Annotated in this window: 19 protein-coding genes and 2 rRNA genes; 8 read left to right on the top strand and 13 right to left on the bottom strand. The window is 65.9% G+C overall.

What is annotated here, in order from left to right; genetic code table 11:
• Positions 1-285 precede the first annotated feature (285 nt).
• The 8 genes from ACNFBT_RS15425 to ACNFBT_RS15390 form a co-directional block, all read right to left on the bottom strand.
• The gene (locus tag ACNFBT_RS15425; protein WP_416750713.1) at positions 286-1,335 is read right to left on the bottom strand and encodes an AI-2E family transporter; all 1,050 of its coding nucleotides are present in this window, start codon (positions 1,333-1,335) and stop codon (positions 286-288) included.
• Between the two features lie 67 nt (positions 1,336-1,402).
• Entirely contained in the window at positions 1,403-2,221 is an 819-nt protein-coding gene (locus tag ACNFBT_RS15420) for a DUF4892 domain-containing protein (RefSeq protein ID WP_416751207.1), read from the bottom strand.
• A 155-nt stretch (positions 2,222-2,376) separates the two neighbouring features.
• On the bottom strand, positions 2,377-3,237 hold the full coding sequence (locus ACNFBT_RS15415; protein WP_416750711.1) for an alpha/beta hydrolase: 861 nt from the start codon (positions 3,235-3,237) through the stop codon (positions 2,377-2,379).
• 9 nt (positions 3,238-3,246) lie between these two features.
• On the bottom strand, positions 3,247-4,047 hold the full coding sequence (locus ACNFBT_RS15410) for an alpha/beta fold hydrolase (RefSeq protein ID WP_416750709.1): 801 nt from the start codon (positions 4,045-4,047) through the stop codon (positions 3,247-3,249).
• 230 nt (positions 4,048-4,277) lie between these two features.
• Positions 4,278-4,925 carry a LysE family translocator gene (locus ACNFBT_RS15405; protein WP_416750707.1) on the bottom strand — a complete coding sequence of 216 codons (648 nt, stop codon included), beginning with the start codon at positions 4,923-4,925 and terminating at the stop codon, positions 4,278-4,280.
• A 38-nt stretch (positions 4,926-4,963) separates the two neighbouring features.
• Entirely contained in the window at positions 4,964-5,767 is an 804-nt protein-coding gene (locus ACNFBT_RS15400) for an AraC family ligand binding domain-containing protein (RefSeq protein WP_416750705.1), read from the bottom strand.
• A gap of 222 nt (positions 5,768-5,989) precedes the next feature.
• Entirely contained in the window at positions 5,990-6,415 is a 426-nt protein-coding gene (locus tag ACNFBT_RS15395; protein WP_416750704.1) for a hotdog fold thioesterase, read from the bottom strand.
• Positions 6,416-6,430: 15 nt separating this feature from the next.
• A complete protein-coding gene (locus ACNFBT_RS15390) occupies positions 6,431-8,098 on the bottom strand; it encodes an AMP-binding protein (RefSeq protein WP_416750702.1) in 1,668 nt (555 codons plus the stop codon).
• Positions 8,099-8,369: 271 nt separating this feature from the next.
• Between ACNFBT_RS15390 and ACNFBT_RS15385 the strand changes: the two genes are divergently transcribed.
• Complete coding sequence (locus tag ACNFBT_RS15385) at positions 8,370-8,864, top strand: MgtC/SapB family protein (RefSeq protein WP_416750700.1); 495 nt, start codon at positions 8,370-8,372, stop codon at positions 8,862-8,864.
• A 44-nt stretch (positions 8,865-8,908) separates the two neighbouring features.
• On the opposite strand, the gene sixA is transcribed toward ACNFBT_RS15385, so the two are convergent.
• The 3 genes from sixA to ACNFBT_RS15370 are packed head-to-tail and all read right to left on the bottom strand — an operon-like array spanning position 8,909 to position 10,747.
• On the bottom strand, positions 8,909-9,373 hold the full coding sequence (gene sixA / locus ACNFBT_RS15380) for a phosphohistidine phosphatase SixA (RefSeq protein WP_416750698.1): 465 nt from the start codon (positions 9,371-9,373) through the stop codon (positions 8,909-8,911).
• On the bottom strand, positions 9,370-9,711 hold the full coding sequence (locus ACNFBT_RS15375) for a DUF4389 domain-containing protein (protein WP_416750697.1): 342 nt from the start codon (positions 9,709-9,711) through the stop codon (positions 9,370-9,372). Before ACNFBT_RS15375 ends, sixA begins: the two co-directional genes overlap by 4 nt.
• Positions 9,712-9,724: 13 nt before the next feature.
• On the bottom strand, positions 9,725-10,747 hold the full coding sequence (locus tag ACNFBT_RS15370) for an NAD(P)H-dependent glycerol-3-phosphate dehydrogenase (RefSeq protein ID WP_416750695.1): 1,023 nt from the start codon (positions 10,745-10,747) through the stop codon (positions 9,725-9,727).
• A gap of 151 nt (positions 10,748-10,898) precedes the next feature.
• On the opposite strand from ACNFBT_RS15370, the gene ACNFBT_RS15365 reads away from it, so the two are divergent.
• The 7 genes from ACNFBT_RS15365 (at position 10,899) to ACNFBT_RS15335 (ending at position 18,378) form a co-directional block, all read left to right on the top strand.
• On the top strand, positions 10,899-13,007 hold the full coding sequence (locus ACNFBT_RS15365; RefSeq protein WP_416750693.1) for a TonB-dependent receptor plug domain-containing protein: 2,109 nt from the start codon (positions 10,899-10,901) through the stop codon (positions 13,005-13,007).
• A gap of 1 nt (position 13,008) precedes the next feature.
• Entirely contained in the window at positions 13,009-13,929 is a 921-nt protein-coding gene (locus tag ACNFBT_RS15360) for an ABC transporter substrate-binding protein (RefSeq protein ID WP_416750691.1), read from the top strand.
• Complete coding sequence (locus ACNFBT_RS15355; protein ID WP_416750689.1) at positions 13,926-15,839, top strand: ATP-binding protein; 1,914 nt, start codon at positions 13,926-13,928, stop codon at positions 15,837-15,839. The genes ACNFBT_RS15360 and ACNFBT_RS15355 overlap by 4 nt, the downstream gene beginning before the upstream one ends.
• Before the next feature lie 229 nt (positions 15,840-16,068).
• Complete coding sequence (gene fabA / locus ACNFBT_RS15350; RefSeq protein WP_207888227.1) at positions 16,069-16,584, top strand: 3-hydroxyacyl-[acyl-carrier-protein] dehydratase FabA; 516 nt, start codon at positions 16,069-16,071, stop codon at positions 16,582-16,584.
• 10 nt (positions 16,585-16,594) lie between these two features.
• Entirely contained in the window at positions 16,595-17,812 is a 1,218-nt protein-coding gene (gene fabB, locus ACNFBT_RS15345) for a beta-ketoacyl-ACP synthase I (protein WP_152222291.1), read from the top strand.
• A 119-nt stretch (positions 17,813-17,931) separates the two neighbouring features.
• Positions 17,932-18,072, top strand: a complete 141-nt coding sequence (locus tag ACNFBT_RS15340; RefSeq protein WP_416750687.1) for a hypothetical protein — start codon at positions 17,932-17,934, stop codon at positions 18,070-18,072.
• A 3-nt stretch (positions 18,073-18,075) separates the two neighbouring features.
• The gene (locus tag ACNFBT_RS15335) at positions 18,076-18,378 is read left to right on the top strand and encodes a GNAT family N-acetyltransferase (protein WP_416750685.1); all 303 of its coding nucleotides are present in this window, start codon (positions 18,076-18,078) and stop codon (positions 18,376-18,378) included.
• 208 nt (positions 18,379-18,586) lie between these two features.
• Here ACNFBT_RS15335 and rrf (ACNFBT_RS15330) read toward each other — a convergent pair.
• Positions 18,587-18,702, bottom strand: a 5S ribosomal RNA gene (gene rrf / locus ACNFBT_RS15330).
• A 105-nt stretch (positions 18,703-18,807) separates the two neighbouring features.
• Positions 18,808-18,918 (bottom strand): 5S ribosomal RNA (rrf, locus tag ACNFBT_RS15325); the annotation flags it as partial.

Genomic DNA, 18,918 nt, shown 5'->3' with positions numbered 1-18,918 from the left:
TTTCAGGGGTTGAGCGACATGGATGTCGCGAGAGCTGCGATGGGCCAGGGATGGCCCTTCACAGCGTGCCCCTGACACTCCGGTTCGACGAGGGAATTTTTCGCCTAAGCGAAAAACCGGATGTAGGGGCAAGACCTTTGCCTCCTTTGGGTCGTTTGCCAAAGGAGGTCGCCCGAGTGGGCGAAACAAGAAGCCTCAGCACATGCCGAAGCGACGCATACACACCAGAATCAAAAGCATCGCGGACAAAGTCCGCTCCTACGATTCCTGCCCCCAAGCGAGCCATCAAACCGCCGGCGGCGACCGATCCGAACTGTCGATCCAGGCACTGATCAGGTTGTACATCACCGCCAGCAGCACCGGCCCGAGGAACAGGCCGATGAAGCCGAAGCTGAGCAACCCGCCGAGCACCCCCAGCAGCACCACCACCAGCGGCAGGTTGCCGCCACGGCTGATCAGGTACGGCTTGAGGATGTTGTCCACGCCACTGATCACGAAGAACCCCCAGATCGCCATGAACACGGCGTAGCCGTAGCTCTCCTGGTAGAACAGCCAGATCGTCGCCGGCCCCCAGATCAGTGGCGGGACCATCAGCAGGCTGCAGACGAAGGTCAGCAGCCCCAGCACGAAGGCCCCCGGAACACCGGCGATAAGGAAACCGATGGTGGCCAGCACCGCCTGTGCGGCGGCGGTGCCGATCACGCCGTTGACGACCCGCTGCACGGTGCCGGCGATGATATCCATGTACTGCGAAGCCGCATTGCCGATCAGGCGTTGCAGCATGGCGTGGGCGAAGGCCTGCAGGCGCAGGCCGTCGCGGTAGAAGAAGAAGATCAGCACCAGGCTCAGCACCAGTTCGAAGATCCCGGTGCCGAGCTTGGCGCTGCGCGCCAGCACCCAGTTGCCGACCTCGCCCATGTAGGGCTTGAGCGCGGAGAACATCGCCACGCCCTGCTGGTCGGCCTGGTACCACCAGCCGATCAGGCGATCGCCGATCAGGGGTACGCGCGCCATCCAGGCCGGCGGCGGCGGCAGGCCGGAAACCTGCAGGTTCTTCACCAGCTCGACACCTTCGCGCACCCGGTCCACCAGGCCGAAACCCAGCCACACCAGCGGCAGCGCCACCAGCACGATCCAGCAGAGCGTGAGCAGGCCGGCGGCGGCGGCTTCCCGGCCACGCAGCAACTGGGTGAGCAGGCGCATCAGCGGCCAGCTGGCGAAAGCCAGCACGGCAGCCCAGACCAGCGCCGACCAGAATGGCAACAGCACCCAGACGCTGGCCGTGAGCAGAACCAGCAGCAGCAGGCGCGCCAGCAGACGATCATTGTCGAACATCGGGACTCCGGAATATCGAGAACGGTGAGACGCCCCTTCCAGAGCGCCAGAGATCAGCGTAGGCGAATCAGCGCAGCCAGGTCAGGTGCAGGCCGTCGCTGTCGTCCTTGCCCTGTTCCAGGCGCGCATCGAGCACGCCCTGGGCGGTCAGCGCGGTGCGCCAGTCGCCGGCATGCTTGCCGGCCAGCTCGACGCGCACGCCGGTATCCAGGCGCAGGGTGCGCACCAGCAGGTCGAGCCAGGCGCCGCCGGGTTGCTCGGGCACATGGCTCAGGGTCAGCTCGCCGTTGGCCTTGAGCAGGCGCATCAAGGTGGACGGGCTGGGCAGCAGCTCGCCGAGGGCAGCACCGCTGTCCAGCTGTTCGGCGTGCAGGTAGGCGCGGCGGTTGCCGCGGGTGATGGTGTAGACGGCCAGCAGGCTGTTCTGCTGAGGGGCGGCGAGGCGCACCAGCAGGTAGGCCTGCTGGTCGTCCGGGCCGTAGAGCTTGGAGTTGCCGAACACCGCGTTGGCCAGCAGGTTGCTGGAGCCGCAGTCGCGGCTTTCGCACCAGAACAACGGCGTGGCGTCGGCCTTGAGCAGCTCCTTGCGGGCGGCGGCGAAGGCGCTCTGGCTGGAATCCTCGTCGGGCAGGCGGTAGGTCACGGCGGTGAGATTGCCGATAGCGCGCACTTCCCCTTCCATGCGCAGGCGCCCGCTGATGCGGCTGATCGAGCCCTGCGGATAGGTCCGTTCCTGGGTTGCGGCCTGGTTGAAATCGACGATTTCCGAGCGCGGGAAGCGCGGCAGGATCTCCAGGTCGTGGCTGTCGGGCAGATCGGCGGCGAAGCTGCCAGCGCTGGCAGCGAGCAGGCCGCCCAACAGCAGAGCGGGCAGCAGCCGTGGCATCCGGGTCCTCTGCGCGGCGGTCTGGAAAGTCCCTTTGCAGCACGGGCGCGCGGCGGTCTGGATGTCGAGCATGCACAATCTCCCTGAAGCGATCCGTGCAGACTCGCGGCAGGCCCCGGTTTAGTCAAGCCGAAGGGCGCTACAGGGTGTTGCCCTCACCCCAGCAGGAAGGGCCGGAAGATCGCCGCCACCGCCTCGGCGCCGGCCTCGTCATCCAGGTGCAGGTGATGCTGACCGGGCAGTTCATGGACCTCGATGGGGCGATCCTTGAGCAGTTCGCGGGTGGCCGGCTCCACCAGCAGCATCCCCTGCTGCGCCAGCACCAGGCTGGTCGGGCACTGGATGGCCTGGACGAACTGCCGCGCGTGGGCGCGGGTCAGGCGCAGCGGTGATGGCAGGGTCAAGCGCGAATCGCTGCGCCAGGTGTAGCCACCGGGCACCGGCATCAGGCCACGGGAAGCCAGCAGTTCCGCCGCCTCGCGGCTGACCGCGCCGACACCCTTCATGCGCGCTTCCACGGCGCGGTCGATGGCTTCGTACACCGGCTTGCGTTTGTTCGGCAGCGCGATCTGCGCACGCAGCGCCTCGCCGAGCTTCTGCGGCGAGGTTTCCGCCTCGCCGGTGTAGGGCACCAGGCCGTCGATCAGCGCCAGGCGCTCGACGCGCTCGGGCATGGCGCCAGCCAGCAGCACCGAGACGATGGCGCCCATGGAGTGCCCGAGCAGGGTGAAACGCTCCCAGCCCATCTGGTCGGCCACCATCAGCACGTCCAGGGCGTAGTCCCACAGCAGGTAGCTGGCGCCCGGCGCGCGGTGCGCCGAGAGGCCGTGGCCGGCGAAGTCGAGGGCGAGGATGCGCAGGCCGGGCAGTTTCGGCGCCAGGCGGGCAAAGCTCATGGCGTTGTCCAGCCAGCCGTGCAGGGCGATCACCGGGCGGCCGTCTTCCGGGCCGAACAAGTGGGCAGCCAGCTCGATGTGCGGCAGGTTCAGGCGGATTTCCTGGACGTGGGCGGTCATGGCGATTCCTTATTGGCTTGCACGCTGCTGCCAGCGGGCGAATACGGTCTTGAGCAGCGCGGCGGTGTCCTGCGGGCGCTCCAGCGGGAACATGTGACCGCCCGGCAGCGACAGGTTCTCGCCCAGCGGAATGCGGCTCACCAATCGTGCGTGATGCGGCAGCACCACGCGGCTGTGGCGGCCGCGCACCATGGTCAACGGCACGGCCAGTTGCTTCGGCCGGCCGGGGCTGGTGTGCGGGACGTTGCGGTAGATGCTGATCTCGGTGGCCGGGTCGAACTTCAGCCGCAGCCCCTGCGCCGCCGATTGCGCCAGCCCGTGACGCACGTAGGCTTCCAGGCAGTCGCGATCGAAGCGCTTGAACAGCGGCTTGCCGGCGAAGTACTCCAGGGCTTCGGCGAAGTCACTGAAGTCCTCGCGGCGACCGAGGGTGCGCCCGGCGGGCGTCAGTCGGTCGATGAAGCCGAAACGCTTGGCCACGCGGATCACCAGCTGGTCGGCGAAGGTAAGCAGGGGCGAGTCGAGCATCACTACGCCGCGGTAAAGCTCCGGACGGCGCAGCGCGGCATGGTAATGCAGCACGCCGCCCAGGGAATGGCCGACGCCCCAGACCGGCTCGTCCAGCGCTTCGAGGTGATGCAGGAGTTCTTCCACCAGGTTTTCCCAGTTGGCATTCACCGGGAAGCGCGGGTCGTGGCCGTGCATGTCCAGCCGGTGAACCCGGTAATCCGGCTCCAGGGCGTCGAACAGCTTGCTGTAGGTGCCCGATGGAAACCCGTTGGCGTGGGCGAAGAAGACCGATTGCGGCATGCCGGCGAACTCAGGGGAATGACAGCCTGAATTTTCCGACAGCACCGAGAGCGCGGCAATGACCCGCACTGCCGCGAATGACGGCACTACGGCCAAAGTCCATGGCGCTCCGGCGGTTTTGCCCTGATCCTCGCTTCGTGCACGGCGACTTCGGCGGATAACCGTGAACGGTTATTCGCCCTGCATGACGCTGTTCGTAGGGCGCGGAACGCGTTATCCGCCGGCAACAGTCAAACCCAATGCGTTGCGTGGTTCACCACACTGAACAGGATTCCGCCCGCCACCAGCAGGAACACCAGGCCGCAGGCGCCGTCGATCACCGGCACGGCGCGCAGCAGGCGCTGCTGCCAAAGCGGCCTGGTGAGGATCACGCTGAGCAGGCTGAACCAGATGAAGCCGGTGCCGAACAGCATCACCGCCACCGCGACCTTGCCGGGCGCCGACATGTCCGCCGGGATCAGGCTGGTCAGCAGCGCAAGGAAGAACACCAGCGCCTTGGGGTTGAAGAGGTTGGTCGCCAGACCGCGCAACCAGGGGCCGAACCTGGAGTCGGCCAGCTCGCCGTCGATCCGCCCTGCCCCTCCCGGCTTGCGCAGAGCGCGCAGTGCGCCGATGCCGAGCCAGCCAAGATAGGCCGCGCCCACCAGTTGCAGCGCACTGAACAGCAGCGGCGAGCGGCTGAGCAGCAGCGACACGCCGGTCAACACCAGGGTGCCATGGACCAGGATGCCGCAGGCCAGCCCCAGGGCGCTGAGTACGCCGGCGCGGCGGCCCTGGTGCAAAGCGGTGCGCACCACCAGCGCGACATCCGGCCCGGGGCTGACCAGGGCGACGGCGAACACGGCGGTGAGCATGAGCAAGGCGTGAACCTCCTGCATGGCGGGATTCTCCAGTGGGAAAGTGAAATGGGAGCGGATCAGCGCTGGCGTAGTCGCGCGGGCGGCAATCCGTAGGTGCGGCGGAACAGGCGGCTGAAATGGGCCTGGTCGTAGAACCCGAGGCTCAGGGCGATCTCCGACAACGGCTGGCCCTTGATCACCCGCGGCAGTGCGCGCTCCAGGCGCAACTGGGTCAACCACTGGTGCGGCGGCAATCCGCACTGGTGGCGGAAGCGGCGCAGCACCTGCCAGGGGCTGAGGTCGCAGAACGCGGCGATCTCCTCCAGCGTCGGCGGCGTCTCCAGGCGCGATTCGAGCCACTCGCGGAGGCGCGCCCAGGTCAGGGGATCGAAGCCCTGCCCCGGCTCGCGGATACGCAGGCTGGATGCACGCTGCAGCAACGCGGCGAGTGCCTGCCAGAGCTGCCCTTCCTGGGCCAGGCGTTCGCCACCGAGCAACAGGGCGTGGGCGCGCTGCAATTCGACCTGCAGGCGCGGATCGCGCAGTTGCGCGGCGGTCAGCCTGGGCGCGCCCTGGCGACCATCGCTGAAGGCGCGGCAGGCGTCGTCCAGCCATTGCGGGTCGATGGACAGCACACGGATGCGGTACCCCTCGTCACCCTCGCTGGCGCCATCGTGGATGCTCTCGGGGCTCATCAGCAGGATGTCGCCACTTCCGGCCAGCGAGCGCTCACCGCGATGGGTGTAGCGCTGGCAGCCGTCCACCACCAGCCCGACGTGGTAGTCGAGATGGAAGTGCCGGGGAAAGGCGAAACGGCGGTACTCGGCGTCGATGAAACGGACGCCGGGCAGGCCGCTGCTGTGGTGTTCGATGCGTTCCATGCGCCTACTCTACCGGCGCGGGAACGGTGGGTCTTGGACAAAATTGCGACGGGTGCCAAACGGCGCGGGACCTGTAGGAGCGAGCTTGCTCGCGAACCGCCTGATGCCTTGGTGCACGGCATTGTTCGCGAGCAAGCTCGCTCCTACAAAAAGCAAACCACTCAGCGCTCCAACTCTGTAGGGCGGATAACCCATTCCGGGTTATGCACCCTACGAAACCGCTCAGCGCTCCAGCGGCACAATGGCCATGGTCAACCGCGAAATGCAGCTCGGCTTGCCGTCATCCCCATGCAGGCGGATTTCCCAGACATGGGTCGAACGGCCGATGTGCACCGCTTTCGCCACCGCCGTCACCCGCCCGCTGCGCAGGCCGCGCAGGTGGTTGGCGTTCACTTCCAGTCCGACGCAGTAGTACTGGCTGGAATCCAGGCACAGGTAGCTGGCGGTGGAGCCCACGGTCTCCGCCAGCACCACCGAAGCGCCACCGTGCAGCAAACCATAGGGCTGGTGGGTACGCGAATCCACCACCATGCTGGCGCTCAGCGAGTCGTCGTCGAACGCCTCGAAACGGATGTCGAGCACTTCACCAATGGTGTTCTTCAGGTTCGCGTTGAGCTTTTCCAGATTGGGCACGTTGCGCCAGATCATTGCCTTTCCCCCTGCTCAGTCATGCCACTGCACTGCCTCGCGACGCTCCGCCCATTCATTGAAGCGCCGGCCGTAGGCGCCCTCCACCACGTTGCGCTTGATCTTCAGGGTCGGGGTGAGGAAGCCGTTGTCCACCGTCCAGACATCACGGACCAGCACCAGTCCGGCCAGCCGCTCGTGCTTGTCCAGGGCGTCGTTCACCTCGTCCAGCAGCGCCTTGAGGCTCTGCTCCAACTCGCCGCGGGCGCCATTGGCCGCTTCCTGCCGGCCGATCTCCGACAGCACGCAGAGCCCCAGCGGCGCGATCAGGCCATCGCCGACCACACAGATCTGCTCGATACGCGAATGCACCGCCAGGCGGTTCTCGATGGGCGCCGGCGCCACGTACTTGCCCTTGGCGGTCTTGAAGATTTCCTTGATCCGCCCGGTCAGGCGCAGGTTGCCGTTGGCGTCCTGCTCACCCTTGTCGCCGGTGCGCAGGAAGCCGTCCCGGGTGATGGCCTCGTCGGTGCGCTCCGGGTCCTTGTAGTAGCCGAGCATGGTCGCACCGCTACGCACCTGCACCTCGCCTTCGTCACTGATGCGGACCTCCACGCCGGGGCTGTTGCGGCCGATCCAGCCCTTCTTCTGCTCACCGGGGCGGCAGACGTGGGAATAGCCGCAGTTCTCGGTCATGCCGTAGACCTCCAGTACATTGAGGCCAAGGCGCTGGTACCAGTCGAGCAGGGCTTCGGGTACCGGCGCGGCGCCGCACAGGGCGTAGCGCACGGCATCCAGGCCGAGGCCGGCGAGCACCTTGCGGCCGACCAGGCGCCCGACTATGGGCAGGCGCAGCAGGCGGTCGAGCTTCTGCGCCGGCATTTGCGCGTAGACGCCCATCTGGAACTTGGTCCAGATGCGCGGCACGCCGAAGAACACCGTGGGCCGCGCGCGGCGCATGTCGGCGACAAAGGTGTCCAGGCTCTCGGCGAAGTAGATCGTCTGGCCGGCGTAGATCGACGCCATTTCCACGAACATGCGCTCGGCCACGTGGCACAGCGGCAGGTAGGACAGCAGGCGGTCCTCCTCCCCCACCCCGAACAGGTCGATGGCATGGCTCGCGGAGAAGGCGAAATTACCGAAGGTATGCATCACGCCCTTGGGCGTGCCGGTGGTGCCGGAGGTGTAGATCAGGGTCGCCAGGGTGGCGGCATCCGGACGCGGATCGTCGCGCAGCGGCGACTGCCTCTGGAGGTCGGCCCACTGGTGGTCGAAGCGCCCTTGCGGATGCAGCGGCAGCGCCACGGTCGGCACGCCCGGCGGAATGCCATCGACCATCGCCGGCCAGTCGTCCAGCTTGCCGACGAAGGCCACCGCCGCCTCGGAGTGAGTCATCACCTGGCGCACGGAATCGGCGGTGAGGTTGGGGTACAGCGGCACGGACACGTGGCCGGCCATCCAGATGGCAATATCGGCGACGACCCAGTGCGCGCAGTTCTTGGAAATGATCGCCACCCGGCTGCCCGCAGGCAGTTGCAGGCTGCGGAGCCAGGCGGCGGCGCGCCGCGCCTGATCGCCCACTTCGCCCCAGGTGAGCGTTTCCACCTCGCCGCCGCCCAGCGGCTGGACGAGGTAAGGCTTGTTCGGGTGACTGGTCTCGCGCTGATAGAACAGGTCGAGCGGTAATCGGACTGCTTTAACCACGTGCCCCTCCTTTGTTGTTCTTTTTCAGAGGTGTAGCTCAGAGGTATAGCGATAGATCAACCAAGCACTTGCTTGGTTGAATATTCCATGCACGGACACTTCAGACAAGACTGATCGTGTGAACTTTTGTAGGGAGTGTCCTTCAGACCGAATGCAGCCGCTCTGCCATGGATCTTTTCGGCGAAACATCCGGCGACGATTTGCCCGGCGACAGTACTTTGCGAGCAAAGGCGCACTACCCTTTCGGGAACACCCCCGACGGATATCCGCCATGCCGGAAGCCTTCCAGATACCGCCAGGCCAGCTCGACCTGCTGCTGAACCTGCTGATCGCCACCGTTTGCGGCGGCCTGGTCGGCCTCAACCGCGAACTGCACAACCGCCCCGCCGGCCTGCGCACCCACGCCCTGACCTCACTGGCCGCCGCGCTGGCGGTGGGGGTCATCCTGCAGTTGCACCCGACCAGCCCCGACGCCGCCAGCCGGGTGGTCCAGGGCGTATTGACCGGCATCGGCTTCATCGGCGCAGGGGTCATCGTCCACCACGAGCACCGCTACCGCGTGGAAGGCCTGACCACCGCCGCCTCCATCTGGGTGTCGTCCATGATCGGCATCGCCTGCGGCAGCGGCCACGCTGTCACCGCCGCGTTCGGCGTGGTGCTGACGCTGCTGATCCTCAGCCTGGGCAGCTGGCTGGAACACCACATCGACGCCCGCTTCCGCAAACCAGCGCCCACGCTGACCGACGACGATGATCCGCTGAAATGAACAAGGCCCCTTTCGGGGCCTTGTTGATGGAGTGGCATGTGCGCTCAGTTGTGCCGCGGATGGTGCAGCGACACCAGCTCCATCAACCCCGCCACCGGGCACTCGCCCTCCAGTTCGGCCAGCGACGCGGTGCTGAAGGGCACCGCGTCGGTGCGGCTGCCGTGGACCAGCAGGCCGGCCAGGGAGCCGATCAGCGGCTGGTGGCTGACCAGCAGCAGGTTGCGCTCAGTGCGGCCGTCGAGGAAGCGCAGGACATCCTTGGGATCGTCGTCCGGGGTCAGCCAGGGGGCGGTGCCGACGGAGCCGTCGAAGCCCAGGGCCTCGCGAATCAGCTCGGCGGTTTCCTGGGCGCGCACGTAGGGGCTGGCGAGGATGCCGTCGAGCGGCTGGCCGGCGAGCTGGGCCGCGCTCTTGAGCACTTCCTTGCGGCCGTGGGCGGTCAGGCGTCGCTCCGAGTCGCGACGGGCCTGCGGCTCGGCCTCGCCGTGGCGCAGCAGCCAGAGCTTCATAGCTTGGGCTCTTCGTCGCGCGCCGGATGCTCGGCGGGCGGCACGCTGTGCGGCTGCTCGCCTTGGGGTGCGCGGGCGGCTGGCCAGTCGGCGAACGGCCAGGGCTTTTCCTCGGTCTGGAAGGTGCCGAAGCGGCCGATCTGCGCGAAGTACTGGCTGAGGCTGTCGCCGAAGGCCATCAGGCTGCCGCTCGGCGCGCCATAGATGATCCGATAGATCAGCTGGACCACCACGACGACGCCGAGAAGGATCTCCGCGGCGAACCAGACCAGGGCGAACACCAGCATCCAGACGACTCGCAGGACGAGGGATTCTTTTTCCATACGCTCAGCAGACATGGGATTGCCTCCCTCAGAAACCGGTAGTGGGAATGAAGTCGACGTCGGTCTTCGGCTCGCCGCTCATCAGCGCCTCGATGACCTGTGCCAGGGTACGGCCGCCGAACAGGATGGCGTTCAGGCCGGCCACCAGCGGCATGTAGACCTGCAGCTCGTCGGCCTTGGCCTTGAGCACGCGCAGGGTATTCACGCCTTCGGCGGTCTCGCCCATGCGCGCCACGGCGTCGTCCAGGCTCAAGCCCTCGCCCAGGGCGAAACCGACCTGATAGTTACGGCTCTTGGGTGACGAACAGGTGACGATCAGGTCGCCCACCCCAGCGAGGCCGAGGAAGGTCATGGGGTTGGCGCCGAGCTTGACGGCGAAGCGGGTCATCTCCGCCAGGGCGCGGGTGATCAGCATGCCCTTGGTGTTCTCGCCCATGCCGAGCGCGGCGGCCATGCCGGCGATGATGGCGTAGACGTTCTTCAGCGCGCCGCCCAGTTCGACACCGAAACGGTCGCCGCTGGCGTAGACGCGGAAGGTGCGGCCGTGCAGCGCTTCCTGCACCCGCTTGCAGACTTCCTCGTCCTCGCTGGCGACCACGGTGGCGGTCAGCTCATGCTCGGCGATCTCGCGTGCCAGGTTCGGGCCGGAGATCACCGCGATGCGGGATTTCGGCGCGATTTCCTCGAGGACCTGGCTCATCAGCTTGAAGGTCTGCGCCTCGATACCCTTGGTCAGGCTGACCAGCATCTTGCCCGCCAGCTCCTCGCTGCGGCCCTCCAGCACCTTGCGCAGGGCACTGGACGGCACGGCGACGAAGATCATTTCGCACGCGGCCAGGGTCGCCGGCAGGTCGGTGGTCGGCTCAACGCCGGCATGGATACGCACGCCCTTGAGGTAGTTCGGGTTCTCGCGCTGGGTGCGGATCGCTTCGGCCTGTTCCTCGTCGCGCATCCACTGGCGAACGCGCTGGCCGTTCTCCGCCAGCAGATTGGCGAACGCGGTACCGAAACTGCCACCGCCGAGGACGGCGATCGGTTGCTGCTCAGTCATGTCTTTTCCATCACGGGCCGCCTCGGGGCGGCGATTGAGGCATTATAAGGCCCCGTCGCGCAGCGGCCAGCCCGGATCGCAGGACTGGCAAACAACAGCGCCTCGTTTAACATCCGTTTATTCAAGAAGAAATCGAGAACAAGGCCGTTCCGTGCAGCTTTCCTCCCGCGCTCCCCTGCCGCTGTCCCTGTTTGCCGCCCTGCTGGCGGGTCAGGCAGTCGCCGGCGATCTCTTCGTCGATCGCGTGGATGTCCCGGACGTGCTCACCGCCAGCCGGCTGAAGCAGTCGCCGGCCGAGGTGCCGGGCAGCATGACGGTGCTCGACCGCGACCTGATCCGCGCCTCCGGCGCCCGTGACATCCCCGAACTGATGCGCCTGGTGCCGGGCATGATGGTCGGCTACCTGTCCGGCAATCAGGCCACGGTCAACTACCACGGCACCAACGTCACCGAGGCGCGCCGCCTGCAGGTGCTGGTGGACGGCCGCTCGGTGTACCGCCCAGGCCTGGCCACAGTGGATTGGAGCGACATTCCAGTGGCCATCGAGGACATCGACCGCATCGAGGTATTCCGCGGCCCGAACGCCGTGAGCTATGGCGCCAACGCTCTGATGGGCGTGATCAACATCCTCACCCGCCACCCCGCCGACAGCCAGGGCACGCGCCTTAAGTACACCGCCGGGCAGAACGGCATCCGCGACTGGTACGCCAGCCAAGGGCTGCGGGGCGAGTCCAGCGACTATCGCCTGTCGCTCTCCGGCCAGGCGGACGATGGCTTCGACCACGACCAGTTCGACCGCGACTACCGCGACGGCCGCCGCCTGTCCCGCTTCAACCTGGTGGCCAACCACAGCCTCGACCTGCGCAACACGCTGGATTGGCAGATCGCCGCGAAGGAAGGCAGCAACCAGCGGCCCTACAACTACCGCCCGGTCTTCGACGGCATCCCCGCCGGCGACAGCGACTCCGACCTGACAGCCCGCGACTATGCCGGCTCCATGCGCTGGACCTTCGACGCCAATCCGCAGCACAGCTTCTACGTCCAGGGCTATGCCGAGCACTGGGAGCGCTTGCAGGACTTCCGCGCCTGCGAGGCGCAGATCGTATTCAGCCCTCAGTTGGGTCAGCTCTGGGCACTCGACCCGAAGTACGTGGAGAAGCTGGCAGACGCCTTGCCACGCATCCCCAAGGGCACCGCCCAGGAGCAGGCCCTGGCCAACCAGGTGCTGCGGCAGATCGTCGGCGGAGCCGGCGCGCCGGCCTGCGGCCAGGTGAACCAGAACATCCGCGAGACCCGCTACGACCTCGAAATGCAGGACACGCTGAGCCTGACCGATGGCGTTCGATTGCTCACCGGCATGAGCTACCGCCATGACCAGGCGACCTCCGAGACCTACTTCAACGGCACGGTGAACAACGAAATCTGGCGGCTGTTCAGCCAGCTGGAATGGCACCTGACGCCCCACTGGCTGTTGCAGGGCGGTGCCATGCTGGAAGACGACCAGAGCTCCGGCAGCTCCGTCAGCCCACGCATCGCCCTGAACTACCTGATCACGCCGCGCCACAGCCTGCGGGCGGTGTACTCCGAAGCCGTGCGCTCACCCGACATGTACGAGAACGACGTGAACTGGAGCTATCGCGCACGCCGTCTCAGCCCGGCGCCCTATGGCCAGAGCACCGCTTACTATTTCGCCCGCGCCCATGGGCCCGGGGACCTGGATCAGGAGCGCATGCGCTCCCGCGAAGTCGGCTACAACGGCCAGTTCGACGAGCTCGGTCTGGCGCTGGACGTGAAGGCGTACCACGACGAGATTCACGACCTGATCAGCGATCCGCTGAAGCTGACCGACTTCGAACCCACCAACGACAACGAAATCCGCTTCAGCGGCGCCGAGACCCAACTGGATTGGCGCGTCGGCCTCCGGGATCGCCTGCGCTTCACCTACGCCTATGTCGACTACGACGCCAGCAGCCGCTATGACCGGCGCCTCACCGCCCGCAACAGCGGCTCGGCGGGCTGGATGCGCGACTGGGGCCGTGGCTGGTCGAGCGCGGTGTTCTATTACGGCGATGACGCGCTGAACGAACACCGCTTCGAGCGCGTGGACCTGCGCGTGGCCAAGCGCTTCCCCCTGGGCAGCGCCGCGCTGGAACTGGCGGGTGTGCTGCAACAGCGCCTGGACGATGAGCCGCTGACCTGGCCGGAAAACCGCTACGACGACCGTCACCTGCTGTATTTCAGCGCCGAGGTGGATTTCTAGCATGGCGGCCCGCCGCTCAGGGATGAGCCTCGGACACCTTGTCAGGCCCTTGCTGCTCGGCCTGCTCTGCCTGCTGGCGTTGCCGACGCAGGCCCGCGAGCTGCTGCTGGTCAGCAGTGAACAGGGCGCGGCCGTGCAGGCGTTCAGCCAGGCGCTCGCCGAACGCCGCCCGCAGGACCAGATCCGCGTGGAGTCACCCGAGCAGTTGCCCCCCGCCTCGAGGCTCTCTCCTGAAACCCATTTGTTGCTGCTGGGAACCGCCGCGTTGAACTGGCGCCTGGCCAGCGATCAGGGCCCACCCGCGCTGACGCTGCTGGTCAGCCGTGTCGAAGCGCAGCAGCTACTCGATGGCCGCCATCCCGACGGCATCAGCCTGCTCTGGAGCGATCCACCGCCTGCCCGGCAACTGCAACTGGCCCTGCAGTTGCAACCGAAGCCACAGCGCATCGGCGTGCTCTACAGCCCCGCCAGCGAGTTCCTGCTGAACGAGCTGGCGGAACACGCCCGACAGCTCGGCGTCGAGCTGGTCGCCCAGGAGCAAGACCGCGGCGACGATCCCCGCCCGCTGCGTGAATTGCTCGATAGCAGTGACCTGCTGCTCGGGCTGGACGACAAACTGCTTTACAACCCGCGCACCGTCAAAGGCATCCTGCTCAGCGCCTACGCCGAGAATCACGCCCTGATCGGCCCCACGGTGGCGTTCGTCAGGGCCGGCAGCCTGGCCAGTACCTACAGCGACCAGGACGATTGGCTGGACACGCTCGACCCACTGCTCGATCAGCCGCCATCGCAATGGCCCCAGAGCCTCTACCCTGAACACTTCAAGGTGCAAAGCAACCGCCAGGTGGCGCGTTCGCTGGGCATCGAGCTGCCGGACGACGCCTCGCTCGCGCATCGTCTTGCCGAAGGAGAATCCCCATGAGCGCCCGCAAGAGCTGGAATATCCAGACGCGCATGCTGGCCATCAGCCTCGGTCCGGCGTTATTGCTGACACTGCTGCTCACCGGCTATTTCACCTACTCGCGCCTGCAGGACCTGCGGCAGGAGTCCAACCACACCGGCCAGTTGATCGCCAACCAGTTGGCGCCGGCCGCCGAATACGGCGTCATCTCCGGCAACCTGCCGGTACTGCAGAGCCTGCTGCGCGCCACCCTGGGCACCGCCCACGTGCGCTTCATCGAAGTACGCGACCGCAGCGACAACATCCTGGTCTACGTCGAGCATCCCGCCGACCCGGCACAGGCCACCACCAAGGTGGAAATCTTCCATGCCGCGATCCAGCGCGAGAACATCCAGCTCAGTGACGGCAACCTGGACGTCGCCCTCGATGCCGCCGCAGCCCCGGCCTCCAGCAGCGACTACCTCGGCCGGGTAGTGGTCGGCATGGCCAGCGATGCCTTCAGCGAGCGGCAACAGGAAATCCTCTTCAAGGCCAGCCTGCTGGCGCTCTTCGCACTGGTACTGACCTACCTCCTCGCCCGTCGCCTGGCGCGCCGTCTGGCCGCGCCGATCAGCACCATGGGCCGCGCGGTCCAGGCGATCCAGAGCGGCGACTACCACACCACGCTGCCCGTGCCCGACGACGGCGAAGTCGGCGACCTCGCCCGGCACATCAACAACCTCGCCCGCGGCCTGCAACAAGCCGCCCTGGAGCAGGAGCGCAGCATCGCCCAACTGGTGGCCGCGCGCGAGGAGGCCGAAGAGGCGAACCGCGCCAAGTCCGACTTCCTGGCGATGATGAGCCACGAACTGCGCACGCCGATGAATGGCGTGCTGGGCATGCTCCAGCTGCTGGAAACCACCGAGCTGAACCAGGAGCAGGCGGAGTACAGCGCGCTGGCGACCGAATCCACCGAGCACCTGCTCAAAGTGATCAACGACATCCTCGACTTCTCCCGCATCGAGCGCGGAGCGCTGGAGCTCGAGCGCATCCCGTTCAACCTGCTGGAGCTGATCCAGAGTTCCGTACAGGTCTTCCAGCACAGCGCGCACCAGCGCGGCCTGGAGCTGGAACTGGCGGTACAGGACGGCCTGAATGCACTCGAAGTCCAGGGCGACCCGACGCGCATCCGGCAGATCCTGGTGAACCTGCTGGGCAATGCCCTGAAATTCACCGAAGAAGGCGGTGTGCGGCTGGAGGCCACCTGGCAAGCGCTGGACGATGAAGTCCTGTGGCTCAGCTGCTCGGTGCAGGACAGCGGCATCGGCATCTCCCACGAGCGCCTGGAGCACATGTTCGACGCCTTCCAGCAGGCCGACTCCTCCACCTCGCGCCGCTACGGCGGCACCGGCCTGGGCCTAACCATCGCCCGGACGCTGGCCGAGCGCATGGGCGGCACCCTCAGTGCCAGCAGCGAGGAAGGCTGCGGCTCGACCTTCACCCTGGAAATCCCCCTGCCCTTCCGCGAGCGCCAAGGCACTTCGCAGGAAAGCGAAGCGGGCGCCGATATGATTGCCGCTGGTCAGTCCGTGCTGCTCGTCGAGGACAACCCGGTGAATCAAACGGTCATAGAAGCTATGTTGCGCAGCCTGGGTTATCGCGTCACGCTGGTGGGCGATGGCGTCCAGGCGGTCCGTACCTCCGAGCGCGGCGAGTTCGCGGTAATCCTCATGGATTGCCGGCTCCCGGTGCTCAACGGCTACGAGGCCACCCGGCAGATCCGCTCGAAACCCGGCGGCGAACAGGTGCCGATCATCGCCCTGACCGCCAACGCCCTGCAGGGCGACCGGGAAACCTGCCTGGAGGCGGGGATGAACGACTACCTGGCCAAGCCGTTCAAACGCGCTGAACTGCAACGGATTCTGCAGCGCTGGGTTGCTCCAGGGCGTTGATCCGCGCGCTGGCATGCACCAAACTGCGGACCGACCACGGGCATCTGCCCCTGACAAAAAACCGGCGCCGACGAAAAGTGAACAAGCGTTCGCCGGACGCTGTGACTTTCACTTAAAGGCAATAGTCTATGACTAGGCTGCCGCGTGAGACCGTGACAATAACAACGGAACGCGGCGCCGCAGGCAGAAGCCAACACCGCCTGCCATCCAAGATTTTTGAGGAGCTCGCATGACCAAACAACACGCCTTCACCCGAGAAGACCTGCTGCGTTGCAGCCGCGGCGAGCTCTTCGGCCCGGGTAATGCGCAACTGCCCGCCCCCAACATGCTGATGATCGACCGCATCACCCACATCAGCGAAACCGGCGGCAAGTATGGCAAGGGCGAACTGGTCGCCGAGCTGGATATCAACCCCGACCTGTGGTTCTTCGCCTGCCACTTCGAAGGCGACCCCGTCATGCCGGGCTGCCTGGGCCTTGACGCCATGTGGCAGCTGGTGGGCTTCTACCTCGGCTGGCAGGGCAACCCCGGCCGCGGCCGCGCCCTGGGTTCGGGTGAAGTGAAGTTCTTCGGCCAGGTCCTGCCGACCGCCAAGAAAGTCACCTACAACATCCACATCAAGCGTACGATCAATCGATCGCTCGTTCTGGCTATCGCCGACGGCAGCGTCAGCGTCGATGGCCGCGAAATCTACAGCGCCGAAGGCCTCCGCGTCGGCTTGTTCACTTCCACTGACAGCTTCTAAGGGTATCCGCATGCGTCGCGTCGTGATCACCGGTCTGGGCATCGTTTCCTGCCTGGGCAATGACAAAGACACCGTCTCCGCCAACCTGCGTGCAGGCCGTGCTGGCATCCGCCACAACCCGAGCTACGCCGAGATGGGCCTGCGCAGTCACGTTTCCGGTTCGGTCAACCTGAACCTGGAAGAGCTGATCGACCGCAAGGTCTTCCGCTTCATGGGCGACGCCGCCGCCTACGCCTACCTGGCGATGGAACAGGCAATCAAGGATTCCGGCCTCACCCCCGAGCAGATCTCCAACCCGCGCACCGGCCTGATCGCCGGTTCCGGTGGTGCTTCCACCCTGAACCAGATGGAAGCCATCGACACCCTGCGCGAGAAGGGCGTCAAGCGCATCGGCCCATACCGCGTCACCCGCACCATGGGCAGCACCGTTTCCGCCTGCCTGGCCACTCCCTTCCAGATCAAGGGCGTGAACTACTCCATCTCCTCGGCCTGCGCCACCAGCGCGCATTGCATCGGCCAGGCCATGGAACAGATCCAGCTGGGCAAGCAAGACGTCGTCTTCGCCGGTGGCGGTGAAGAAGAACACTGGAGCCAGAGCTGCCTGTTCGACGCCATGGGCGCCCTCTCCACCCAGTACAACGAGACCCCGGAAAAGGCCTCCCGCGCCTACGACGCCAAGCGTGACGGTTTCGTCATCGCCGGCGGCGGCGGCATGGTCGTTGTCGAAGAGCTGGAACACGCGCTGAAGCGCGGCGCCAAGATCTACGCCGAAATCGTCGGCTACGGCGCCACCTCCGATGGCTACGACATGGTTGCCCCGAGCGGCGAAGGCGCTATCCGCTGCATGCAGCAGGCCCTGTCGACCGTGGACACCCCGATCGACTACCTGAACACCCACGGCACCTCCACCCCGGTCGGCGACGTTGCTGAAATCCGTGGCGTGCGTGCAGTGTTCGGCGACAAGGCCCCGGCCATCAGCTCCACCAAGAGCCTGTCCGGCCACTCCCTGGGCGCCGCTGGCGTTCACGAGGCCATCTACTGCCTGCTGATGATGGAAGGCAACTTCATCGCCGGTTCGGCCAACATCGACGAACTGGACCCGGAAGTCGCCGACATGCCGATCCTGCGCGAGACTCGCGAGAACGCGAAGATCGACACCGTCATGAGCAACAGCTTCGGCTTCGGCGGCACCAACGCCACCCTGGTCCTGAAACGCCACAACGGCTGATCGGTGATCCAAACAAGAAAGGCGCCCCAGGGCGCCTTTTTTGTTGTCTGCGATTCAGCCCTACCCTCCCGCTCTCGATCCCGTCAGGATGGCCAGGGTTGATAACCGGAAGCGTGCAGATGGAATTGACGATCAGGCAGGCCCACAGCGACAACGCCGAGACCATTAGCCGGGCGATAGTGGCTGCCGTCAGGAAGAGTAACGACCAGGACTACCCGGTGAGCGTCATCGAGTCGGTGGTGGCAAGCTTCACGCCTTAGCGGGTGATCGAGTTGCTGCAGCAACGCCTGGTTTTCGTGGCCATACTTGGCGACGAGATCGTCGGTGATGGCAATGCCGTACGCAGCCTCTTCAGAGCGCCTCTGCAGCAGCGCAAAGACATCGGCCAGGCCCTGTTGACCCGCATCGAGAAAGTCGCCCTGGAGCGCGGTATAGAGGCCCTGCTAATCCCCTCTTCCCTCACCGCTGAAAGCTTCTACGCTCACCTGGGCTATCGCGTGGTGCGCGAACAGCTCCACGGCGAAGAGCGCACTCTCATCATGATCAAGACGTTAGCGACCTTGTAGGAGCGAGCTTGCTCGCGAACCGCCCTGCTCCGTCGTCACCACTCGATTGCAGCTCTCGTAGGAGCGGACCTTGTCCGCGAAAACCACGCTCACAGCGCACGCCAGAATCTCCGGTTACCACCAGAACCAGCACAGCAACCAGCCTTTTTCCGCCCCAAAAACAAAACCCCCGACCAGCTCGCGCTGATCAGGGGCTTTGGAATTAGAAGCTTGACGATGACCTACTCTCACATGGGGAAACCCCACACTACCATCGGCGATGCATCGTTTCACTGCTGAGTTCGGGATGGGATCAGGTGGTTCCAATGCTCTATGGTCGTCAAGCAATTCGGTTGGATGCTCGCCTTGGCGCTCATCCGAATTCGGGTTGCTTACACTAATAAGCAAAGCCCCCGACCAGCAGTGCTGATCAGGGGCTTTGGGATAGGTGCTTGACGATGACCTACTCTCACATGGGGAAACCCCACACTACCATCGGCGATGCGTCGTTTCACTGCTGAGTTCGGGATGGGATCAGGTGGTTCCAACGCTCTATGGTCG

It is taken from the genome of Pseudomonas sp. NY15181, from assembly GCF_048068055.1.
Taxonomy (GTDB): domain Bacteria; phylum Pseudomonadota; class Gammaproteobacteria; order Pseudomonadales; family Pseudomonadaceae; genus Pseudomonas.
This window is presented reverse-complemented; position numbering and strand designations above follow the sequence as displayed.